This window comes from Erythrobacter sp. K21-9, assembly GCF_055808355.1.
The window spans coordinates 1,327,470-1,344,245 of sequence record NZ_CM147866.1 but is presented as its reverse complement, the minus strand read 5'-3'; the positions used below and the strand labels follow the sequence as shown (position 1 = coordinate 1,344,245).

Sequence of the window (16,776 nt, the reverse complement as noted above, 5' to 3'; positions counted from 1 at the left end):
GAAAATTAACATAGAACTTCAGCATGTTAAACGAATTCGGCACACTCTGGCACAGTCAAGAAGGCCACTGGCACGCGACTGGCACAAAAGTGGACAAGACCAAATTCACGATAAACCTCATGATCTTACTCGCCAGCCCCGCTGCGTACGGTGTGCTGGGTCAAGCCCATTCTAGATTGCGTGTCAGTGACCAGTTGCTTACCCAGTCAAATTATCGGAAAAAATGCTTTCTTTTCAGAACGGAAGCGTAGCGCAGCGTTGACATTAGCGGCGGAATTTCTCGTTCAGAAACGAGATGCCTCGACCGGGATTTTCCTCAAATGTTCCGGAATGGGGACCAGATAGCCAACATCAGCGACCAACGTTCTGGTCTCCGTGGTTATGAAGGAAGAGGAGCAAAAGGTATTGGCCCGGGCCCTGAACCGTCACGCCAAATGGCCTCGTCTTGATCGGGTCCAATGGAGGCCGACTTTGCGTCCAACCTTCGCACCGCGTCTTCGCCAACCTTCATCCATGCGAACACAAAAAGGGCAGGAACCGTTATCGGCTCCTGCCCCGTCGGTGCGGTCAGAATTCGTCCGACATCGCCCCGTGAATCGTGTGCACTACGCGCGTTCCCAAGTGGGCCGGAAGTGCGTTGTAGTCGCCCTCGTCCAAGGCAAGATATCCCAAGCGCTTGTCCTCAACGATATGCTGATCGAAGAAGCTGTGCAGCGCCCTACGTTCTGCCACGGCCAGCGCGGCAAAGTAGCGTTCCGAGTTCGAAGTATGTTGAAATTGCGTAGCCATAGTATCCTCCTGATGTTTGCCTTTGACGGCAGGAGCAGGAGGGATGGGCGTGCGACCCGCCGGTCAGGGATCGCCCAAAAGGCGACCGTGGAGCGGTGGTAGGGGTAACGATTTCGTCGGACCGCAGCGCAGCGAAGGGGAGGCAAAATGGTGGGACCCTGCCGTCCTTGACGCGCCGGTTGCACGGCCATCAGAATGGGACAACCGTGAGCCAGGCCCCTCCCCACCAGAGAGGTTGAACAACGCAAGAAGGGGCCCTGTCCGGCTCGGACAGGGCCCCTTCTGGAGGGAGATCGACGAGAGAGTTCAGTCGATCTCGGGAGCATCCTTGTTGTCGTCGTTCTCGTCGCCCGAGCCGTTGCCGCGCGAGAGGAATTCGACCTTGTCAGCGAGGATCTCGGTGCCGTATCGGGTGACCCCGTCCTTGTCTTCCCACTGGGTGTAGTGGATGCGGCCTTGGACGCTGACAAGCTGGCCCTTGGTGCAGTACTGCCCGACGGTCTTGGCGAGGCCGTTGAAGCAGGTCACCCGGTGGAACTCGCTTTCCTTGGCGGTGTAGCCGTTCTCGTCCTTGTAGGTCTTGCCGTCCTTGTCGCGCGCTGGGCGATCGGTGACGACGGTGATCCCGGTAACGTTGGTGCCACCCTTGGTCTCGCGGGTGTCCGGATCGCGGGCGATGCGGTACGGTGAGGATTGCGATATTGGTCATGGTGTAAGTCCTTCAGTTCCTCAAACCGGAGACCATCTCCGGCTTGCGAACATCTGAAAGAAGCAGGGCATGGGAGTACTGCACCGCAGGAGCGAAGCTCTAAGGGGAACCTGTTCATGACGGGTGGTGCGGGCAGGCAGCGCAGCTGCCAACACGGCCGGAAAGGAACGGGTTGCGGTTCCTCAGCTGACCTGATTCAGGACTGTTCGCGAAGAAAGCCGGATGGGTATCGGGTGCGGGTCTGAAGGTGCCGAGACCCTGCTGCAATCAGCCTGCCCCATCGCCCTCCGATGCCGCCAGGAGATCCATGAAGCCCAAGCGCTGCTTCCCGGTCTTCCTCGTTCTCGAACGCTACGTCGAGGTCGGGGGCGGACCCGAACATGTGCAGCAACGACCACAGCGCAAAGCGCTTGCCCCGGTCAAATTCTGGCTCGGCTAGCGTCGACTTTGCGCCCCAGTCCAAGACGTTCGGGGTGCCCTCGCCAGAACGCGAAAGCTGCCGTTCAGCTATGATCGACCTGATGAAAGGAATGCGAGGATAAATCCACCTCTACCGCCTTGGATGCGGCTTTGGTGCTTAGGAAGGTTGTTGGTAGGTTTTGTATCCCGAAGCACCTAAGCGGCGCCCGTCTCATCGGGCAAGCATGAACGCTCTTCAAGGCACCGCCGCCATCCCAGATTGACTTCTATATCGCCATTCTGTATTGTGTAACGCTACACATTATAAGAAATAGTGATCGAGGGCGATATGACTAAGGCAGAGCATCCGGGTAAATATATCAAGAGGGAGGTCATTCCGGAAAAAATGTCCGTCACTAAGGCGGCACAGATGATGGGTGTTGGCAGACCTGCCCTTTCCAACTTGCTCAATGGGAATGCTAACCTGTCAACGAAAATGGCCACACGCCTCGAGAAAGCCTTTGGTGCCAGTGCAGAAGAATTGATCGAGCTTCAGACTGCTTACGACCAAGCAAAGGCAAGAAAGAGCGCGGGCGATTTGGCCGTAAGGCGATTGGTTCCGGCATTCTTGACCATAAAGGCGGCAGATATCGAGCAATGGGCGGATCGTCTCGAAGCGCGCGAGCAATTGGCTGTCCTTATCCGTAAGCTTGCACTGACAACGACACGCGGCATCACACGGATCGACTTTCCCGGCTTTGACAATTCGCAGCGCCACGGTTGGGACGGCCTGCTCGAAACCGAAGAAGCCGGTCCGTGGGTGCCGAACGGCAGTTCCGGATGGGAGTTCGGATGCAACAAGAATCCGATCAGCAAAGCCAATGGTGACTACGATGCCCGGACGCGCGATCTCTCGGATGAAGAGCGCAAGCAGATCCACTTCGTTTTCATCACCCCGCGAAACTGGCCCGGCAAGAAGGCTTGGTCGGAAAAGAAGACCGCAGAAGAAAAATGGAAAAGCGTAACCGCTCTCGATGCCAGCGATCTTGAGCAATGGCTCGATCAGTCAATCCCGGCCCAGGCATGGCTTGCCGAACGGCTCGGCAAGCCGACACGAAGTGTCTCTACGCTCAACCAATCCTGGAATGAATGGGCAGGTGTAACCGAGCCGCAGATACCTCCTCAATTGTTCGACATTTTTGTCGAGCAATATAACAAGCGCGCCAGCGACTGGCTTGGCTCCGATCCAACAGAACCGCTCACGATATCCGCGGACTCTCGCATCGAAGCGCAAGCCTACTTGGCGTGTTTGTTCGGCTCTGGTTCTGAACTTCTGCAAAGGAACGCCGATCGCGTCGTCATTGTTCGCGACGCGGAGACCTTTCGGAGCTTCTCGAAAACGAACCCGGACGTCATCCCGGTGATCGTCGATGATGAAGTCGAGAAAGTTGTGGGCGATGCCTATCGTCGCTTTCACACGATCATTTTCCGGCTCGCGGCACGCCCGTGTCGAACGTGCGGATATCTCCCTGGAAATCCTGCCGGGTCAACCATTTCGCGAGGCATTGGAGAAAATCGACCTGCCGAGTGAGCAGATTGAGGCATGGAGCCGAGAGTCCGGTGGTTCGCTCACTGTGCTGCGACGGCGCATGTCGCCAATCGAGGCTATTCGGCACCCCGCCTGGGCGGCAGATAACAATTTAGCGCGAGCGCTCGCGCCATTCGCGCTTGTCGGGGTTTGGAATAGCGAGTTTGAAGCAGATCAGACCGTGCTGACGCTTATTGCCGGTGCCGACGAGTATGGCGAGCTCGAAGCCAATATCGCACGATTGCAGCAGATACCGCACACCCCGCTTTGGTCGCTGGGAGAATTTCGCGGCGTCACCTCTAAAATCGATGCCCTCTACGGTATCGCTAGACATCTCACGAAAGACGACCTCGAACGGTTTTTCCGTGCAGCCGAATTGGTCTTGTCGGAGGATGATCCAGCGCTGGACCTCCCGGAAGACGATCGCTGGGCCGCGAATATCTACGGCAAAACCAGAAAACATTCGCGCGCGAGTAGGCGGGCGATTTGTGAAACGCTGGTCATTCTCGCTGTTCACGCGGAAAATCTGTTTGGCGATCGGTTGGCGATAGATGCTGCCTCGCGCGTCAGGCAGCTCATCAAGAAACTCATGACGCCGCTTTCCCCTCGACTGCTCGATTCTCAGAGCGGCGATCTTCCAAGTTATGCGGAAGCCGCGCCCGATACGTTCCTGGAGATTATCGAGACCGATCTCCAGCAGCCGGAACCCGTCGTCTTGTCGCTGTTGCGCCCTGCCGGCACCGGACCAATGTCGGGATGCCCACGGACCGGCCTTATGTGGGCGCTGGAAGCGTTGGCTTGGAACCCTGTCTATCTTCCAAGAGTGTCGCTGATCCTGGCAAGGCTGTCCGAGCAACTGATTGAAGATAACTGGGTGAACAAGCCCAGCAACACACTGGGGGGAATTTTCCGCTGCTGGAAGCCCCAAACCGCTGCGCCAGCAGAGATGCGCAAGGATATCTTTGAAACGATAGCGCATCGTTTCCCGGCCATTGCCTGGGAAATCGCGATAGAACAATTTGATGCTGGGTCGCGTATCGGTCACTACAACTACCGGCCCGACTGGCGCCCGGATTCTCTTGGAGCGGGCCATCCCGTTACGAACGGTGAATCGAGCGACTTTGCCACTTTTGCGTTGGAGATGTGCCTCAAATGGCCTGAACAATCCGGTAAATCGCTTGGCGATCTAGTACGGGCAGCTACTGGTTTGCCCGAAGAGTACCAATTCCGGATTTGGGATTTGGTCGATGAATGGGCAAAAAGCGATGCTAGCCCCGCGGATAAGGCAGAACTCAAGGAAACTATCCGCCAGACCTACACGACGCGGCGGGCCCAGAAGCGCGAAGTGACCAAGAAACTTGAGGGGCGTTACAAGAATGCGCTCGACCTGCTCACGCCCAAAGACCTTATTGAAAAACACCGTTGGCTCTTCAAACAAACCTGGATCGATCCATCCGCAGACGAGATCGAGGATGACGAATTCGATTGGCGCAAGCGGGACGCACTGATCGCCAAAAAACGCGAACAGGCAATCCGTGAGATTTGGACTGGTTCGGGAAGCGCGGGAATCTTGGAGCTCGCAACAGGCAGCGAAGCCGCGTTCTCCATTGGTCGAGCACTCGCGTCGCAAGTTGACGACCAAAGCCAAGCGGTCACCGTTTTGAACGATTGCCTCGATCAATATGAAGAAGGCTTGGCAAATGCGCTGGAAGTTTTCGCAGGCTTCTTGCGCTCAGAGACCCATGATCCTCAAAGGGAGAGAATTGTCGCCGACTTGCTTGCAGAGGCGTCTACCACTCGCAAAGTCAACATCATGCTTGGCCTTCCGTTCGAGCAGGAGACCTGGGATTGGCTCGAAAAAGCAGGGAAGGACGTATCGGATAGATACTGGTCCACGGTGCATCCCGGGATACTGCACGACAATCCCGAAGCGTTGGCAGTAGCTATCGACAAGCTCATTGGCGCAAAGCGACCGCGTGTCGCATTCTCGCTCGCCCGGTTCGATTGGAAATCGATCGACACCGATCGTATCGTCAATCTTCTCGACCAAGTGGCTATTTCGGACGAGGAGCCTGCCGGATCTTACCAGTTGCAATCTCACGCAATAGCGGATGCGTTCAAAGAACTGTCCAAGCGCGAAGATGCCGACAACGATCAGATCGTCATGATGGAGTTTCGGTATCTACAAGCCCTAGACCACACCGATTATGACGTACCGGAGCTTCAAAAACATGTCGGGCAGAACCCGATCATGTACGTCGACTCATTGGTTGGAGCATTTATTCGTAAAAACGGCGGCGAGGACCCAGAGAAATACAGACTAGACGACGAGGAACTCCGTGGCCGCCGAGCACGAATGGCGTATGAACTGTTGCGCAGGCTCAAGAGGATTCCAGCAACAAATGAAGATGGCGAGATTGACGAAGGCAAGCTGCGTGACTGGGTGGTTCAGGTTCGCGCTGCGGCCAAAGAACTGGATCGCGAAGAAGTCGCGGACTCTCAGATAGGTCAGTATTTTGCAAAAGCACCGGTCGGTGAAGATGGCGTATGGCCGTGTGAGCCTGTCAGGAACGTCTTGGAAGAAATCGGGTCACAGGAAATTGGCCGTGGTCTGAATGTCGGACTGCACAACTCCAGGGGCGTCCACTGGAGGGGAGAAGGTGGCAACCAAGAACGAGATTTGGCTAAGAAGTACGACGATTGGAGCGCAGCGTTGGCAACCAAATGGCCTTATCTTGCGCGCGTCCTTCACGGAGTTGCCAGCGACTATGAATATCAGGCTAAGCGTGAAGATCAGGAGGCACTCATACGTCGGAGAATGGAAAGGTGAGCCAGCTAGACGAGTTGCGATGTCCCTCGGAACTTTCCGATTGACCAGTTTACACCGTCGGCGCGCAGATTCCCGAAACCACTCTCATGCCCGGGGCCGATGAACCAAAGAAAGCTGTCCAAACACTGCTTTGTGGTCAGCCTCCGCCAAAGTCCGTTTTTTTGCATTCGAATGCCAAGACCAGACAGTCCGCTCACGGCCCAAACAATTCCTACCAGTCCGGAAAAGACCGTGCGTTCTTCCTCAATACTTACGCAACTTCATTTGAAGCCCGTGGAGGGGCTGCTTGCATATCTTTCTTGCCTACTACTTCAAAAGCGACTTCTGCCGCTCATAACTGACGCAGCTTTCTGAAGCTCCAGCCTGAATGTGACCTCTTCGGTACTAGTTCCACCGATCATTCTTGAGACGTTTTCTAGCTGCTCGGCTATCTCTTGGCTCGCTGGATGGTCGAGCAAGATATCAATCACTTTCCTCCTCATGCGGATGCTGACTTTCTTGTCTTCTAGAAGGGAAAGGATCTTGGCGCTGTCCATCGTTGTAACCTCGTCCAAGAATCTCCGTTCGCGGCGATCTCTAATGAGCATGGCTCCAGCGAGAATGGCGCCAGATGCGAAAACTACGAATAAGAGTAGTCTCTTGATCATGTTTGAGGCTCTGTCGTCGAACTTCTCAGCTCTGCTCCGCATCATTTGAACTCTTGCCTCGGCTTGAGACTCCAAGTTCGCGACCCTCTGATAAAGTTCGAAGAACTCTAGGCTATTTGGCAAATCTGCTGTTGGCGAATTGGTGATCTGGCCGGCATTCAAAGACTCTCGCATCCGTTCTCGAAGCGCCACGAGCGCTGCAGCGTCACTCCTTAGATTTGCTTCAGTCTTCCTGGCTTCGAAGCCTGAAGAGTCAAACCAGCCAGCGGTAATCTTGTCTTCAGGCAGTTCGGGGATTGGTGCTTCAATACCAAATTTAAGAACTTCGAAGTCTGGCTTGCGAAAGGTTGGTTTCCAATCCCGAGGTATCGGGATAGCGCCCGCATTCTTCTCTCTGAGCCAAGCGTAAGCCCGATCAGAGACTGGTTCATTCTCTTCAAGCCACCCCACACAAGATCGAGCGTTCTCGATGGCAGCCAGTTGAGCGATGCCTGAGTCAATACTGCGTCGATACTCCTCTAGCTCCTCAGCTGAACCAATCTCCTTCTCCGCATTGGAGGCAAGCTCTCGCCCAAGACGCCTTGCGGCAACGCAAGGATCCGTGACGCTTGATGGGCCTTCATTCGAACTCTCATCACCGGTACGAACTCTCATCTAAAGCTGAGACCCCCGCAGCTTTGCCATTCGCCGCCAATGTAGCAGAGTCATCGGCTGCCTCTGCCGGCTCCAAGGGCGCAGTCCAAACCAGAGCCGTAACCAAATACAGTACAAATCCAACGATGCCTAAGACAACGACGCTAGCTAGCCCCTCCTTCCAATGCTGGATAAGAAAGGCTCCGATCCTCATGATGATGTGTGGGAGTTCCTTGATGGTCTCCCAGAGCTCTACCAGACCTCTACGAATTGCTCGCCAGATGTCTCGAAAATTCAGCAGTGCCGCGACGAGGAGAGCAATGGGCAGGAGCGCAAGCGCGAGGCCAAAAATGGCAATCGCAAAAGGCGCAAGTATGATGAGCATGAATGGAATTAAGAGGTTGCGAGCGCCTCTAGGGAATGACCTCCATTGAAGGGTTCGCAGCAATATCAGCAGGCCCAATGCCGGAAGCAGGGTCATGCCAACTGACCAATAGACTTGTGGCGATAACTCAGATTCTAGTGTCGAGGCGATCGCGAAGCCGATGATCGCCAATGAAGCGGCTAAGAACAGCAACTCGCTTGTGACCACTAGGATCCATCCAAAAGCCAATTCCGGGATCGCGTGTGACCTGGAAGATCGTAACGCGTTGGGTTGAAGGTTCTCCGGGTGATGGATGAGGTCCTTTATGGTTCCAAATCTGAACTCGACTGACCGCTCAACGCCGGTGAACTGTGTAATAGCATTTGCCGCGCGCAGTTTCTCAGCAAGGAACACGGACGGAAGTTTGGCGATCTCCTTCTCTAGTAGGCCCTTGAGTGCCTTGGCGGCCCCAATGGATCTGACCCCAATATCGCCGATAAAGCCAATCGCATTGATTATTGAGAACTGAGACGCGAAATCTCTGTCTTTGACGGTCTTTGAGCCGAGCTCGCGCATTGCACTTGCTAGCCTCATCACTAAGGCTCCAGCGACCTCGGTAAACCGCTCCCCTCTATCGGCGAAGGCGGCAATCTCGGCGGCGTCAGTCACGCTACTACGCCAGTGAAATGCTGAACTCGGGACAGTCTCTTTGACCCGACTTGCTACTAGATCAAAGGCCTCGCAGTTCTTTCCCTCAATTGCCGCGACGAGGTTAAAGATTGGAGTGTGCCAAGGCGAGTAGGTCCCCCATGGCGCTTCCGACCACCTGTCCCTGAAATAGCCAGCCGCGAAGTACTCAGCTAGCCGCCGATGTCTGAACTGCACGTGCGGGACATCTCCCTCCCAAGTGACATATATCAGCCTTACGCTATGCGCCGCGGCAATGCCGCGTGCGAACAGGAGAGAACAGAATTTCCTGTAGTCAGAGATTCCAGAATCGTCGATTGTTTGGACAAGATGCTCTGAGAGACGATCATAGAAGTCATCTTCCGCAACTCTTGTATGCGTCGGAATTGTTCCGAACGCACTCTTGATCCGGTCAACCAATGGGCGATGGAGATGCAGCGTGGCATCCCTTAGCTTTTGTGCGTCCGGCTCGCTGAGCGCACCACTCTGAGCCAGCAAGCTCACCTCAAGCTCGGAGACTTCCTCTGATTGCTCAGTCTTGTGAATGTAATCATTTAGCCGAGCCCATGGCCCGCCGTCCGCTGTATTGGCCGACCGAATTGCTTCCTCGAGTGCCTCAAGCATGCTTCGAGATACAGCTGACTTATTGTAGAGCGCTTGGTCAGATCCGGAGCAGAGCAGGTAAAATGAGAGAAACTTTAGGAATGTGGACGAGATAAGCGACGTCTCTTCCAGCACCTGTCCTCGCCGATAGCCTACAAATCCTGCGTCTATGTCCTTCCGGACTGCACGAGCCGCTTCGCGCTCGATGTAGCGGTCCATGATTATACTGAAATCTAGATCCGCTAACTCCTCATCTGGATAGAGATTATTGTAATGATCGACGAGGAGAGAAAGGAAATAAGGATTCCGCCGAAACAGGTCCTGTGATGTTAGACGCGCAGTTTGAGATTGTAGGGCGTTCTTCAGCCTTTCTTGTTCCTCAGGGCCTTTGGCTTTTTGCCCAATAAGCTTCTTGCAAAATTCATCGCGCTCTGCCTGAGAACTCAAACCCTTCAGTTCAATTGTTGGGCTGCCTCGATAGATGTCGAGGTCGTCGTGGATCCTGCATGAAAGAAGAAAGCGCCTGGCAAATTTTCCAGACTGAGCGATCTCTTCTTGAATAAGCGCCTTCAGTCTTTGTTGAATTTGCTCATATGCGCCGCGCTGCGCAATCTCATCAAGCCCGTCAACGACGATCAAAAAATCCTGGCTTTGCCAATGTCCCTTTAGGAACTCTGCTAGGTCATCATCCGTTTCTAGCGGGGAGGCTAGCAGCTTCGAGATCAGAAAAGTCTTGAGTGCGGAATCAGCGCTAGGCTCTTGGTCAAAATCCTCCAAGCATAAATCGGCGGCATAAACGATGATTGGAAGTAACGCGTGAGCATCTGCCTCAAGGCCACGGACCAGCGAGGCTTGCACCTCTTGTGTGAGAATAGACTTTCCGGCGCCGGGCTCGCCCTTGATGACGCAAATCGACTCCTTGGCTTCCTCAGCTCTATCTGCGCGAACTGGATGCACTAGGAATCGCTGAAGCTTTCTTAGTTGGGACTTCTGAGTAGACAGGCTAGCATCGCCAAAGTCTAATCTAACAGTAAAGCTTGCAGCTTTGGCCGAAGGACTATGTGGTGGCCAACACGACCGAATAGAAAATTCTTTAAGTTGTGCATTTAGCGACTGAATTAGCGTCTCGCGCTCTTCCTTAGGCATGACGTTGTTTCCAATCGCCGGCCTAATGAACCTCCTGATCAGCCATTTTCCGAGGCTCGCTAAAAGCAGTAGGAAGACGTATATTCCCGCGGTGATGTAGGCTACAAACTCCGCATTAGGTACGACTAGAGCAATGTCTTTGTACGTGAGACCTAGAACAAACTCTTTGTTCCCGTCTTCGACCTCCGCGTCGATGAAATGCAGCGCCAACACGGATATCACCGCTATTGCTAATGCTAAGAAAAGGTGAGGAACGCTTTTTTTTACGATACGAAGATAAGGCAAGTTTCCCCCCAATGAGAACAGATTTCGCGAAATACTGCGGATACATTGACTGAGCATCTGAAACACTACGTCGTCAAGCAGTGGGAAGTTATTTGTTAGCCCGCATTTCTTCGCAGAAGCGCAGGTGGCACTTTTCCGAGCGGGTCACAGAGCCTCGGTTCGTGAAGACTGTCGAGATTTTTGGGCTGACACCTCAAGAAATTGATCGGCTGCTTCGGTCCGAGCCGACCAGTCACCATGTTTCCGTGCGTTTGCGTTACCGGGAGCGAATAACTAGCAAGAAGCGAGCCAAATTTAACTCAATGGCTGCTATGCGAGTATGGCACCTACAACCCGACGGTCCGCTTATGGCCCACTTTCGGTCGATCGCAGTCCGATTGCAGCAAGGTCTGGGCCGATTGCGGACTGTCTGCTTTTGGTCGAAAGAATCAAGAAAGCGGACGCTGACAGGGGACACTGGGCGCAGGAACCGCGCTGACCTTGAGCGCGGACGGCAGCTATCGCAGCGCGGTGTTCTACAACACGATCAATTCCGACCTCGTGCGCGGCGACGGCTACGCGCTGCTGGGCGCCCGCGCTGCGCTCGAATTCGACGCGGGCGGAAGCGAGATCGAGATCGGCGCGTTAGTGCGCAACATCACCGATGCGCAGCCAGTGGAATACAGTTTCGACCTTTCGCTGTTCTTCGGCAATGTCCTGCGCGTCATCGGCCCGCCGCGCACAGCCGGGGTCGTGGCGCGGGTGCGGTCCTAGACCAGCCCGTATTCCTCCAACGCCGGGTTCGAGAACAGCACCTGGCCTTGCTGATTGAGCAATTTCTTGCGGGTATTCTGCCACGAGGCAATCTCGCCGTTGGAATAGTCGCTGGCGACCTTTGCGGCGTCGAGATTGCCGAGCTTTGCCCAGTGCATCGTGTAACCGATCTTTGCCGCCTCAAGTGCCCGCCGCACTGCAATCGCGCCGCGCTCAAGCGTGGTTGAAAGCTGCGCAAAGGCGGCGAGGATGTGTACGTCCGGCTTGTTGCCCTTCGCCGCCTCGGTCGCGATGTATTGCTGCTGCGCCAGCGAGATGGCGAGCGGCGAGAAGCCATCGATCTCGATCACTGCGCGCTCTCCGGTGCGAGTGAAGGCGAGCGTCCCGGCGCTGTCCTTCACGAACCGCAAGGTGAACACAAAGCTCCCCGCCAGTCCTGCAACGGCTTTTGTGATTACGTCGACCGCATCCTTTGCGTGATTGATCTCGATCGCGAAGGAGGCGTTGTAGAGCGATCCGGGGACGCCGCCGGTGATCTCGTCGCCATGGATCTGCCCCCAGCTGCCTTTGATCAGCGCGTCTTTCTCCGGGTCGATCGGACGGGTGAAATTCGTGAAGCCGCCTTCCTTGAGATAATGCTCGAACACCGCCGACGAGCCTGAATCGCGCAGCATCTGTCGCAACACGCCGACCACCACCGGATCGAGAGGGCCGTCAATCGCCAGCGTCGAAGAACCGGCTCCGGGATCGAAGGGGGCGGGGGTCGCTTCCTGGCTGCGCTTCACGAACGCGGCGAGATTGGCGATCGAGTCTGCGGGGACGGGGCGGGTACGATCTGGCGGCTCGACAAGATCGTTTGAGCTCGACAGCGTGTAGGCCAGGTGCGCTGCATGATCGCCGCAAGGGTCCTGCGGGTCGATTGTGAGTTCGTAGAATTGCAGCTCGTCATTGTGAAAGCCGAGCCCTCTTGCAATCCCATCCCAGTCGCCGGCTGAAATCAAGTCGAGCCATTTCTCGTCGATCTTCTGATCGATGGCGAGAACATTGAAGCGCTCGCGCTCGACAAGTTCGACCACCACCGCGTTTACAATCCCCATCCCGCCCAGATGGATCAGCGCGTTGGCGAAATCTTCGTCGCTTGTCACCTCGGTGCAGCCGGTCGGCAGCGCGATCTTGCCTATGTCCTTGCTCGACAGCACGGGTGAGCTTTTCGGCTGGAGCCACACATGCTCGCCCGGACCGGTGACAATGTGCATCGCACGGACCATGTTCTGGAGGCCGCCTGTGCCCAGCCGCGAGCCGTGCGTGCCGGTCCCGAAACCGCCCGCAAGGCTTTGGCCAAGATGGCTTCCCCCGGTCGGGAGCGAAAGGCCCATGGGCTCCGCGACGCCCACCAGCTCGCGCAGCCGCGTGCCGCCACCTGCGATCATGAGTTTCGAGCTGTCGCCTTTGAAATCGTCATCAATGTCGCACTTGTCGAGCTTGCCGGTCCAGCTCAGGCCCGCCCCCAGCAATTGCGCTACCGGCGTGCCGGTGAGCGGTGCAAAGCTCCAACCGCGCCCGACCGTGGCGGCGGTGAAATTGCGCGCAGGAATGCCGACCGGACCTTTCCCTTCGAGCAGCTTCTCGAGCTCGTTGACATAGGACAACAGCACCGATCCCGTCGCAGACAATGCCTCCATCGGCTCGTCCGGGTCGACGTCTGAACAGTGCAGGCTGAAAAGGTTCTCGACCGTCATCGCTAGCGATCCAAAGGGAGGGCGCGGATCGCCGACGGTGAGGTTGTAGTTCGACCATGCGGCGAACATTTGCAGACTCTTGCTGGGCATTGCTGTGCTCCCTCTTGTGTTCTCGGATCAGTGGATTGGGCTGGCCGACGCCGCTCAGCGCGCGTTGAGCCCCTGGTTGAGATCGTCGGCAAGATCGAAGGCTCGTTCGCTCGGCAGCGGCATATTTCCACCGTCGATCCGGTCAGGGATTAGCGGCGAAAGCACATGCCAGCCGTCGTCTTGGGGGTTGGCATTGCCTTGGCTGTTGCGGTTGTTGCGCCGCCAGATGCCGAAATCGACCAGACAGCGCATGAACACCGCATCAAAGTAAACCTTCTCGTTCCGCTCCGGGCACACGCCAGGGCGATCTTTGGGCGTACCGTCAGTTAGCCAGTTATAGCCGTCGGCGCTGATGAACCGGAGCTCCGCAAACGGATAGCGCGCTTGCATTTCGGCAACCGAGGCGAGCTCGTTCTGATTCACGAGGATCGAGTAGCCCCTCAGCGCGGTGACATAGGCATCGGGATCATCGTCAATTTCGGTGTCGAGCGAGCCGGCTGGGACGATAGTCGGTCCATTGCGCACGACGTAGAGGAGGGGCGCGCGATAGGTCTCAAGGCGGGTCTGGTCGTTGATCGCTCCAAGCTTTTCGCGGGTGCACGTCAGCTCGCGCGTCGATCCGTCGAAGCCGACCGAGCGACACATTGCGGCTGTGTAGCTCGCTTCCATGAAGTCGATCACTTGCTGGTCGATCACCGACGAGCGCACCCCGCCATCCATAAAGGTGCGGTAATCGCCGGTCGGGTGTTTCCCTTGAGCGATGTCAATCTGGATCGGAGTGAGGCGCAATGGAATAGCGCTCGACGCAAGAGTGAGACCAGTGACGCAGTCTCCTACTTCCGTCCTGGTAAGCTCGCCATCCGTGCCGTCTGAGCTAAGGTTTTCACGTATATAGCCGCTGAGATGAACGATGATGAGATCGGTCGAGCGTCCCTCTACCATTGCGATAAACAATTCGGGACGCTTGGTGTTCTTGACTATGCCCGTCAATAGATCGCTGCCTTTCGAGCCGTATAGCTCGTTCTGGAGTAACCGCCGAAGGTTGGTGAGGTCATGCTCAGACCCCTTCGACAGCAATCCAAACAAACCATTGGAACTGGCCGGGTTTTCGTTTGGCAGACGGTATTGCCGCGCCATCTCATCCAAATCGTCCGCGCCGGCAAAAAGAACCTGGATCGCGCCGGTGCTGATCCCCGTGATGGCGTTCCATTGCTGCTCACGGGGGAAAGGATTGTCATCGTCGTCGGGATTGGGAATGCCAGAGCTTAAAAATCCTGCTCCGAACGCGCCCCATTGCCCGCCGCCGGAAAGCAACAGGAGCTTCCCCTGATAGCCCTCTCGCGGCGCAAGAGCGTGGTAGAACGCCATTTGCACGTCGATATTGGCAGGCTCAATCGCGTCCATGATATTGGGGTCAACCGCATCGCGCTGAAGATCGGAGAAAAGCCGGTGGTCATAGCGCGCAATATGCGGCTCAAGATTGAGACACGTAAACTGCATCGGACGCGAGCCAAGCAATTGTTGTGGGCCGCTGCACGCGCCCAGTACCAGCAGCAATGCGGCTAAAGAAAAGACGGTTCGGATCATTTTGCTCCCCAATGCAATTGCCACACGTGCCAAGTGTTGCGCGGTACGTGCGAATCGATTTGTCAGACCCTGCGTCCAAAATGCGTGATTTGCACTTTCGCCCCCGGGGTTAATCACTTACGCTGGCATCCTAAGGACCGGGAATTCAGGGGGCGCAGCATCAAATTCCGGCTACAGCTGATCGGACCGTTTGGCCTGTTCGCGCCGGACGGGCAGAGGATCGAAATTACCAGCGAGCGCGGCGCGGCCATGCTGGCTTTCCTTGCGCTCGGCCCCGATGGCGTGCGCGCAAGGCGTCGGATTGAGGGAATGCTGTGGGGCTCGCGCGGGCAGAAGCAGGCGCAGGACAGCCTTCGGCGCGAACTGTCCAACCTGCGCAAACGGCTGCGCGCCGCGGATGCCGACCGCATTCTCAAATCGGAACTGCGGCGCGTCACGCTGGCGCTCGAACATGTCGACGTTGATATGCTCGATCTTGAGCGGCGACGTCTGCCTTCCGACGGACGGCTCGCGGGTGACTTTATGGAGGGCATTGACCTAGCCGATGCCGATGAGTTTGAGGACTGGTTGCGAGACCAGCGCGACCGTGCCCGCGATCTCTACGAAGAGCTGAAGACACGCGAGCCCAACTCGCCCGACGCTGTGGCAGAGACCGCAGCGCCTGCTTTTGTAGCCGCGCGTCCGACGCCCAAACCAGCGCTTGCGGTGCTGCCCTTTGCGACCTTGCCCGCAACCGAGGACGATCCGCGCGGGATGGTCTTTTCCGAGATGCTCGCGCTGTGCCTCAGCGAGTTTCCGCAATTGCTGGTCGTCTCCGGCAACGCTGCCGCCGAAGCGCTCGCACGCGAAAGTTCACGCCAGGCGGTCGCCGCACGGCTCGATGTGCAATATCTGATCGAAGGAACTGCCTTTCTTGCCGAGGATGGCGGCCAGTGCCGGGTCTTCTCGAAGATCGTTTACGGAAACAGCGGCGAGCAAGTGTGGAGCGGTCAATTTGAAGGGCGCCAAGGCGATGCGCTAACCTTCGAGCGCACCATCGCCGAGGCCATCGCGCCGCAAATCTGGACCGGAATTGACCTCAATGAACGCCGCCGCGCGCTGCAAATGCGAGTCCCTGCGACGTCGAGCTATGATCGCTACTGGCAGGCCAATGCGCTCTATCGCAGCTGGCGACCGGCGGACCTGCGAGAGGCGGCGCGGGTGGTGTCAGAGCTGGTGGCGGACGAGCCTAACTGCGCATGGGCAACATCGCTCGCGGCGTTCTGCCATGCGGGGGCATTCCTGCTCGGCGGTCTCGACGAACCAGAGGACGCACGGCGCACTGCGCTTGCTCACTTCGAGACCGCGATGCGGGTCGGTTCGGACAATCTCGAATCGCTCGGCTATTGTGCCGGAACGCTGATGTTGCTGGGTGAGGATATCGACCGTGCCGATCTAATCATCGCCCGCGCGCTGGCAATCATGCCGGAGCACCAGCCGGCGCTGTTTTGGGGTGGCTGGGTCGATCTTGCGCGCGGCAATGTCGAGCGTGCGTTGATGCGGTTCGAGCTGGCCTTACGGGTCAATCCGACCAGCAATGCGGGCGGCGAGATCAATTGCGGGATGGCGTTTTGCCACGTCGCCAGGGGCGCTTGGCCTGAGGCTCGCGCGAGCCTCGATGCGGCGCTTGCCAAAGCGCCCGATTTCCCGCTGGTGGGTTTTGTCGAGCCGCTGGTGGCATCCGGAGAAGCCGATGCGGAGGCGGTCTCGCTTGGGCCCGATATTCTCGCCTCTGCGATGCGCGCGCTGCCGCAGCTGATTCGGGCACGCCAGGCGCAATAGCGACAAGTTTCGCGCGCTTTTCACGCAGCTTGAACGCTGCGCTCACGCGATTGCGCCACCCGCCAGGCGATGTCCTCCTTCGTCATTATTCCTGACGCGAAGGAGA

9 protein-coding genes and 2 pseudogenes are annotated in these 16,776 nt (G+C 56.8%); 5 read left to right on the top strand and 6 right to left on the bottom strand.

Annotation, left to right across the window (positions count from 1 at the left end):
• Positions 1 to 567: 567 nt before the first annotated feature.
• Together AC0L39_RS06790 and AC0L39_RS06785 are read right to left on the bottom strand one after the other, a co-directional pair.
• Positions 568 to 789: a hypothetical protein gene (locus AC0L39_RS06790; protein ID WP_473261778.1), complete on the bottom strand. Its 222-nt coding sequence runs from the start codon at positions 787 to 789 to the stop codon at positions 568 to 570.
• Positions 790 to 1,095: 306 nt separating this feature from the next.
• Positions 1,096 to 1,498: pseudogene (locus tag AC0L39_RS06785) on the bottom strand (single-stranded DNA-binding protein).
• 307 nt (positions 1,499 to 1,805) lie between these two features.
• Here AC0L39_RS06785 and AC0L39_RS06780 point away from each other — a divergent pair.
• From AC0L39_RS06780 to AC0L39_RS06770, 3 genes and pseudogenes are all read left to right on the top strand, one after another.
• Positions 1,806 to 1,937: a hypothetical protein gene (locus tag AC0L39_RS06780; RefSeq protein WP_473262507.1), complete on the top strand. Its 132-nt coding sequence runs from the start codon at positions 1,806 to 1,808 to the stop codon at positions 1,935 to 1,937.
• Between the two features lie 309 nt (positions 1,938 to 2,246).
• A pseudogene (locus AC0L39_RS06775) lies at positions 2,247 to 2,423 on the top strand (helix-turn-helix transcriptional regulator); the annotation flags it as partial.
• A gap of 931 nt (positions 2,424 to 3,354) precedes the next feature.
• Positions 3,355 to 6,315 carry a hypothetical protein gene (locus AC0L39_RS06770; protein ID WP_473261777.1) on the top strand — a complete coding sequence of 987 codons (2,961 nt, stop codon included), beginning with the start codon at positions 3,355 to 3,357 and terminating at the stop codon, positions 6,313 to 6,315.
• A gap of 311 nt (positions 6,316 to 6,626) precedes the next feature.
• Here the strand turns inward: AC0L39_RS06770 and AC0L39_RS06765 are convergent, their stop codons facing one another.
• Together AC0L39_RS06765 and AC0L39_RS06760 are read right to left on the bottom strand one after the other, a co-directional pair.
• Complete coding sequence (locus AC0L39_RS06765; RefSeq protein WP_473261775.1) at positions 6,627 to 7,616, bottom strand: hypothetical protein; 990 nt, start codon at positions 7,614 to 7,616, stop codon at positions 6,627 to 6,629.
• On the bottom strand, positions 7,597 to 10,680 hold the full coding sequence (locus AC0L39_RS06760; protein WP_473261773.1) for an NACHT domain-containing protein: 3,084 nt from the start codon (positions 10,678 to 10,680) through the stop codon (positions 7,597 to 7,599). Before AC0L39_RS06760 ends, AC0L39_RS06765 begins: the two co-directional genes overlap by 20 nt.
• Positions 10,681 to 11,160: 480 nt before the next feature.
• On the opposite strand from AC0L39_RS06760, the gene AC0L39_RS06755 reads away from it, so the two are divergent.
• Positions 11,161 to 11,433 carry a hypothetical protein gene (locus AC0L39_RS06755; RefSeq protein WP_473261771.1) on the top strand — a complete coding sequence of 91 codons (273 nt, stop codon included), beginning with the start codon at positions 11,161 to 11,163 and terminating at the stop codon, positions 11,431 to 11,433.
• On the opposite strand, the gene AC0L39_RS06750 is transcribed toward AC0L39_RS06755, so the two are convergent.
• Positions 11,430 to 13,262 (bottom strand): hypothetical protein, encoded by a 1,833-nt coding sequence (locus AC0L39_RS06750; RefSeq protein ID WP_473261769.1) that lies wholly within the window; start codon positions 13,260 to 13,262, stop codon positions 11,430 to 11,432. The two genes, AC0L39_RS06755 and AC0L39_RS06750, sit on opposite strands and share 4 nt — an antisense overlap.
• Positions 13,263 to 13,316: 54 nt before the next feature.
• Positions 13,317 to 14,849, bottom strand: a complete 1,533-nt coding sequence (locus AC0L39_RS06745) for a patatin-like phospholipase family protein (protein WP_473261768.1) — start codon at positions 14,847 to 14,849, stop codon at positions 13,317 to 13,319.
• Positions 14,850 to 15,098: 249 nt separating this feature from the next.
• On the opposite strand from AC0L39_RS06745, the gene AC0L39_RS06740 reads away from it, so the two are divergent.
• Positions 15,099 to 16,670 carry a hypothetical protein gene (locus AC0L39_RS06740; RefSeq protein ID WP_473261766.1) on the top strand — a complete coding sequence of 524 codons (1,572 nt, stop codon included), beginning with the start codon at positions 15,099 to 15,101 and terminating at the stop codon, positions 16,668 to 16,670.
• Positions 16,671 to 16,776 lie beyond the last annotated feature (106 nt).

Bases quoted from the DNA above. Each gene is read 5' to 3' on its own strand.
- AC0L39_RS06790 (WP_473261778.1), bottom strand. From the start codon at position 789: ATGGCTACGCAATTTCAACATACTTCGAACTCGGAACGCTACTTTGCC.
- AC0L39_RS06780 (WP_473262507.1), top strand. From the start codon at position 1,806: ATGAAGCCCAAGCGCTGCTTCCCGGTCTTCCTCGTTCTCGAACGCTAC.
- AC0L39_RS06770 (WP_473261777.1), top strand. From the start codon at position 3,355: ATGCCTATCGTCGCTTTCACACGATCATTTTCCGGCTCGCGGCACGCC.
- AC0L39_RS06765 (WP_473261775.1), bottom strand. From the start codon at position 7,616: ATGAGAGTTCGTACCGGTGATGAGAGTTCGAATGAAGGCCCATCAAGC.
- AC0L39_RS06750 (WP_473261769.1), bottom strand. From the start codon at position 13,262: ATGCCCAGCAAGAGTCTGCAAATGTTCGCCGCATGGTCGAACTACAAC.
- AC0L39_RS06745 (WP_473261768.1), bottom strand. From the start codon at position 14,849: ATGATCCGAACCGTCTTTTCTTTAGCCGCATTGCTGCTGGTACTGGGC.
- AC0L39_RS06740 (WP_473261766.1), top strand. From the start codon at position 15,099: ATGCTGGCTTTCCTTGCGCTCGGCCCCGATGGCGTGCGCGCAAGGCGT.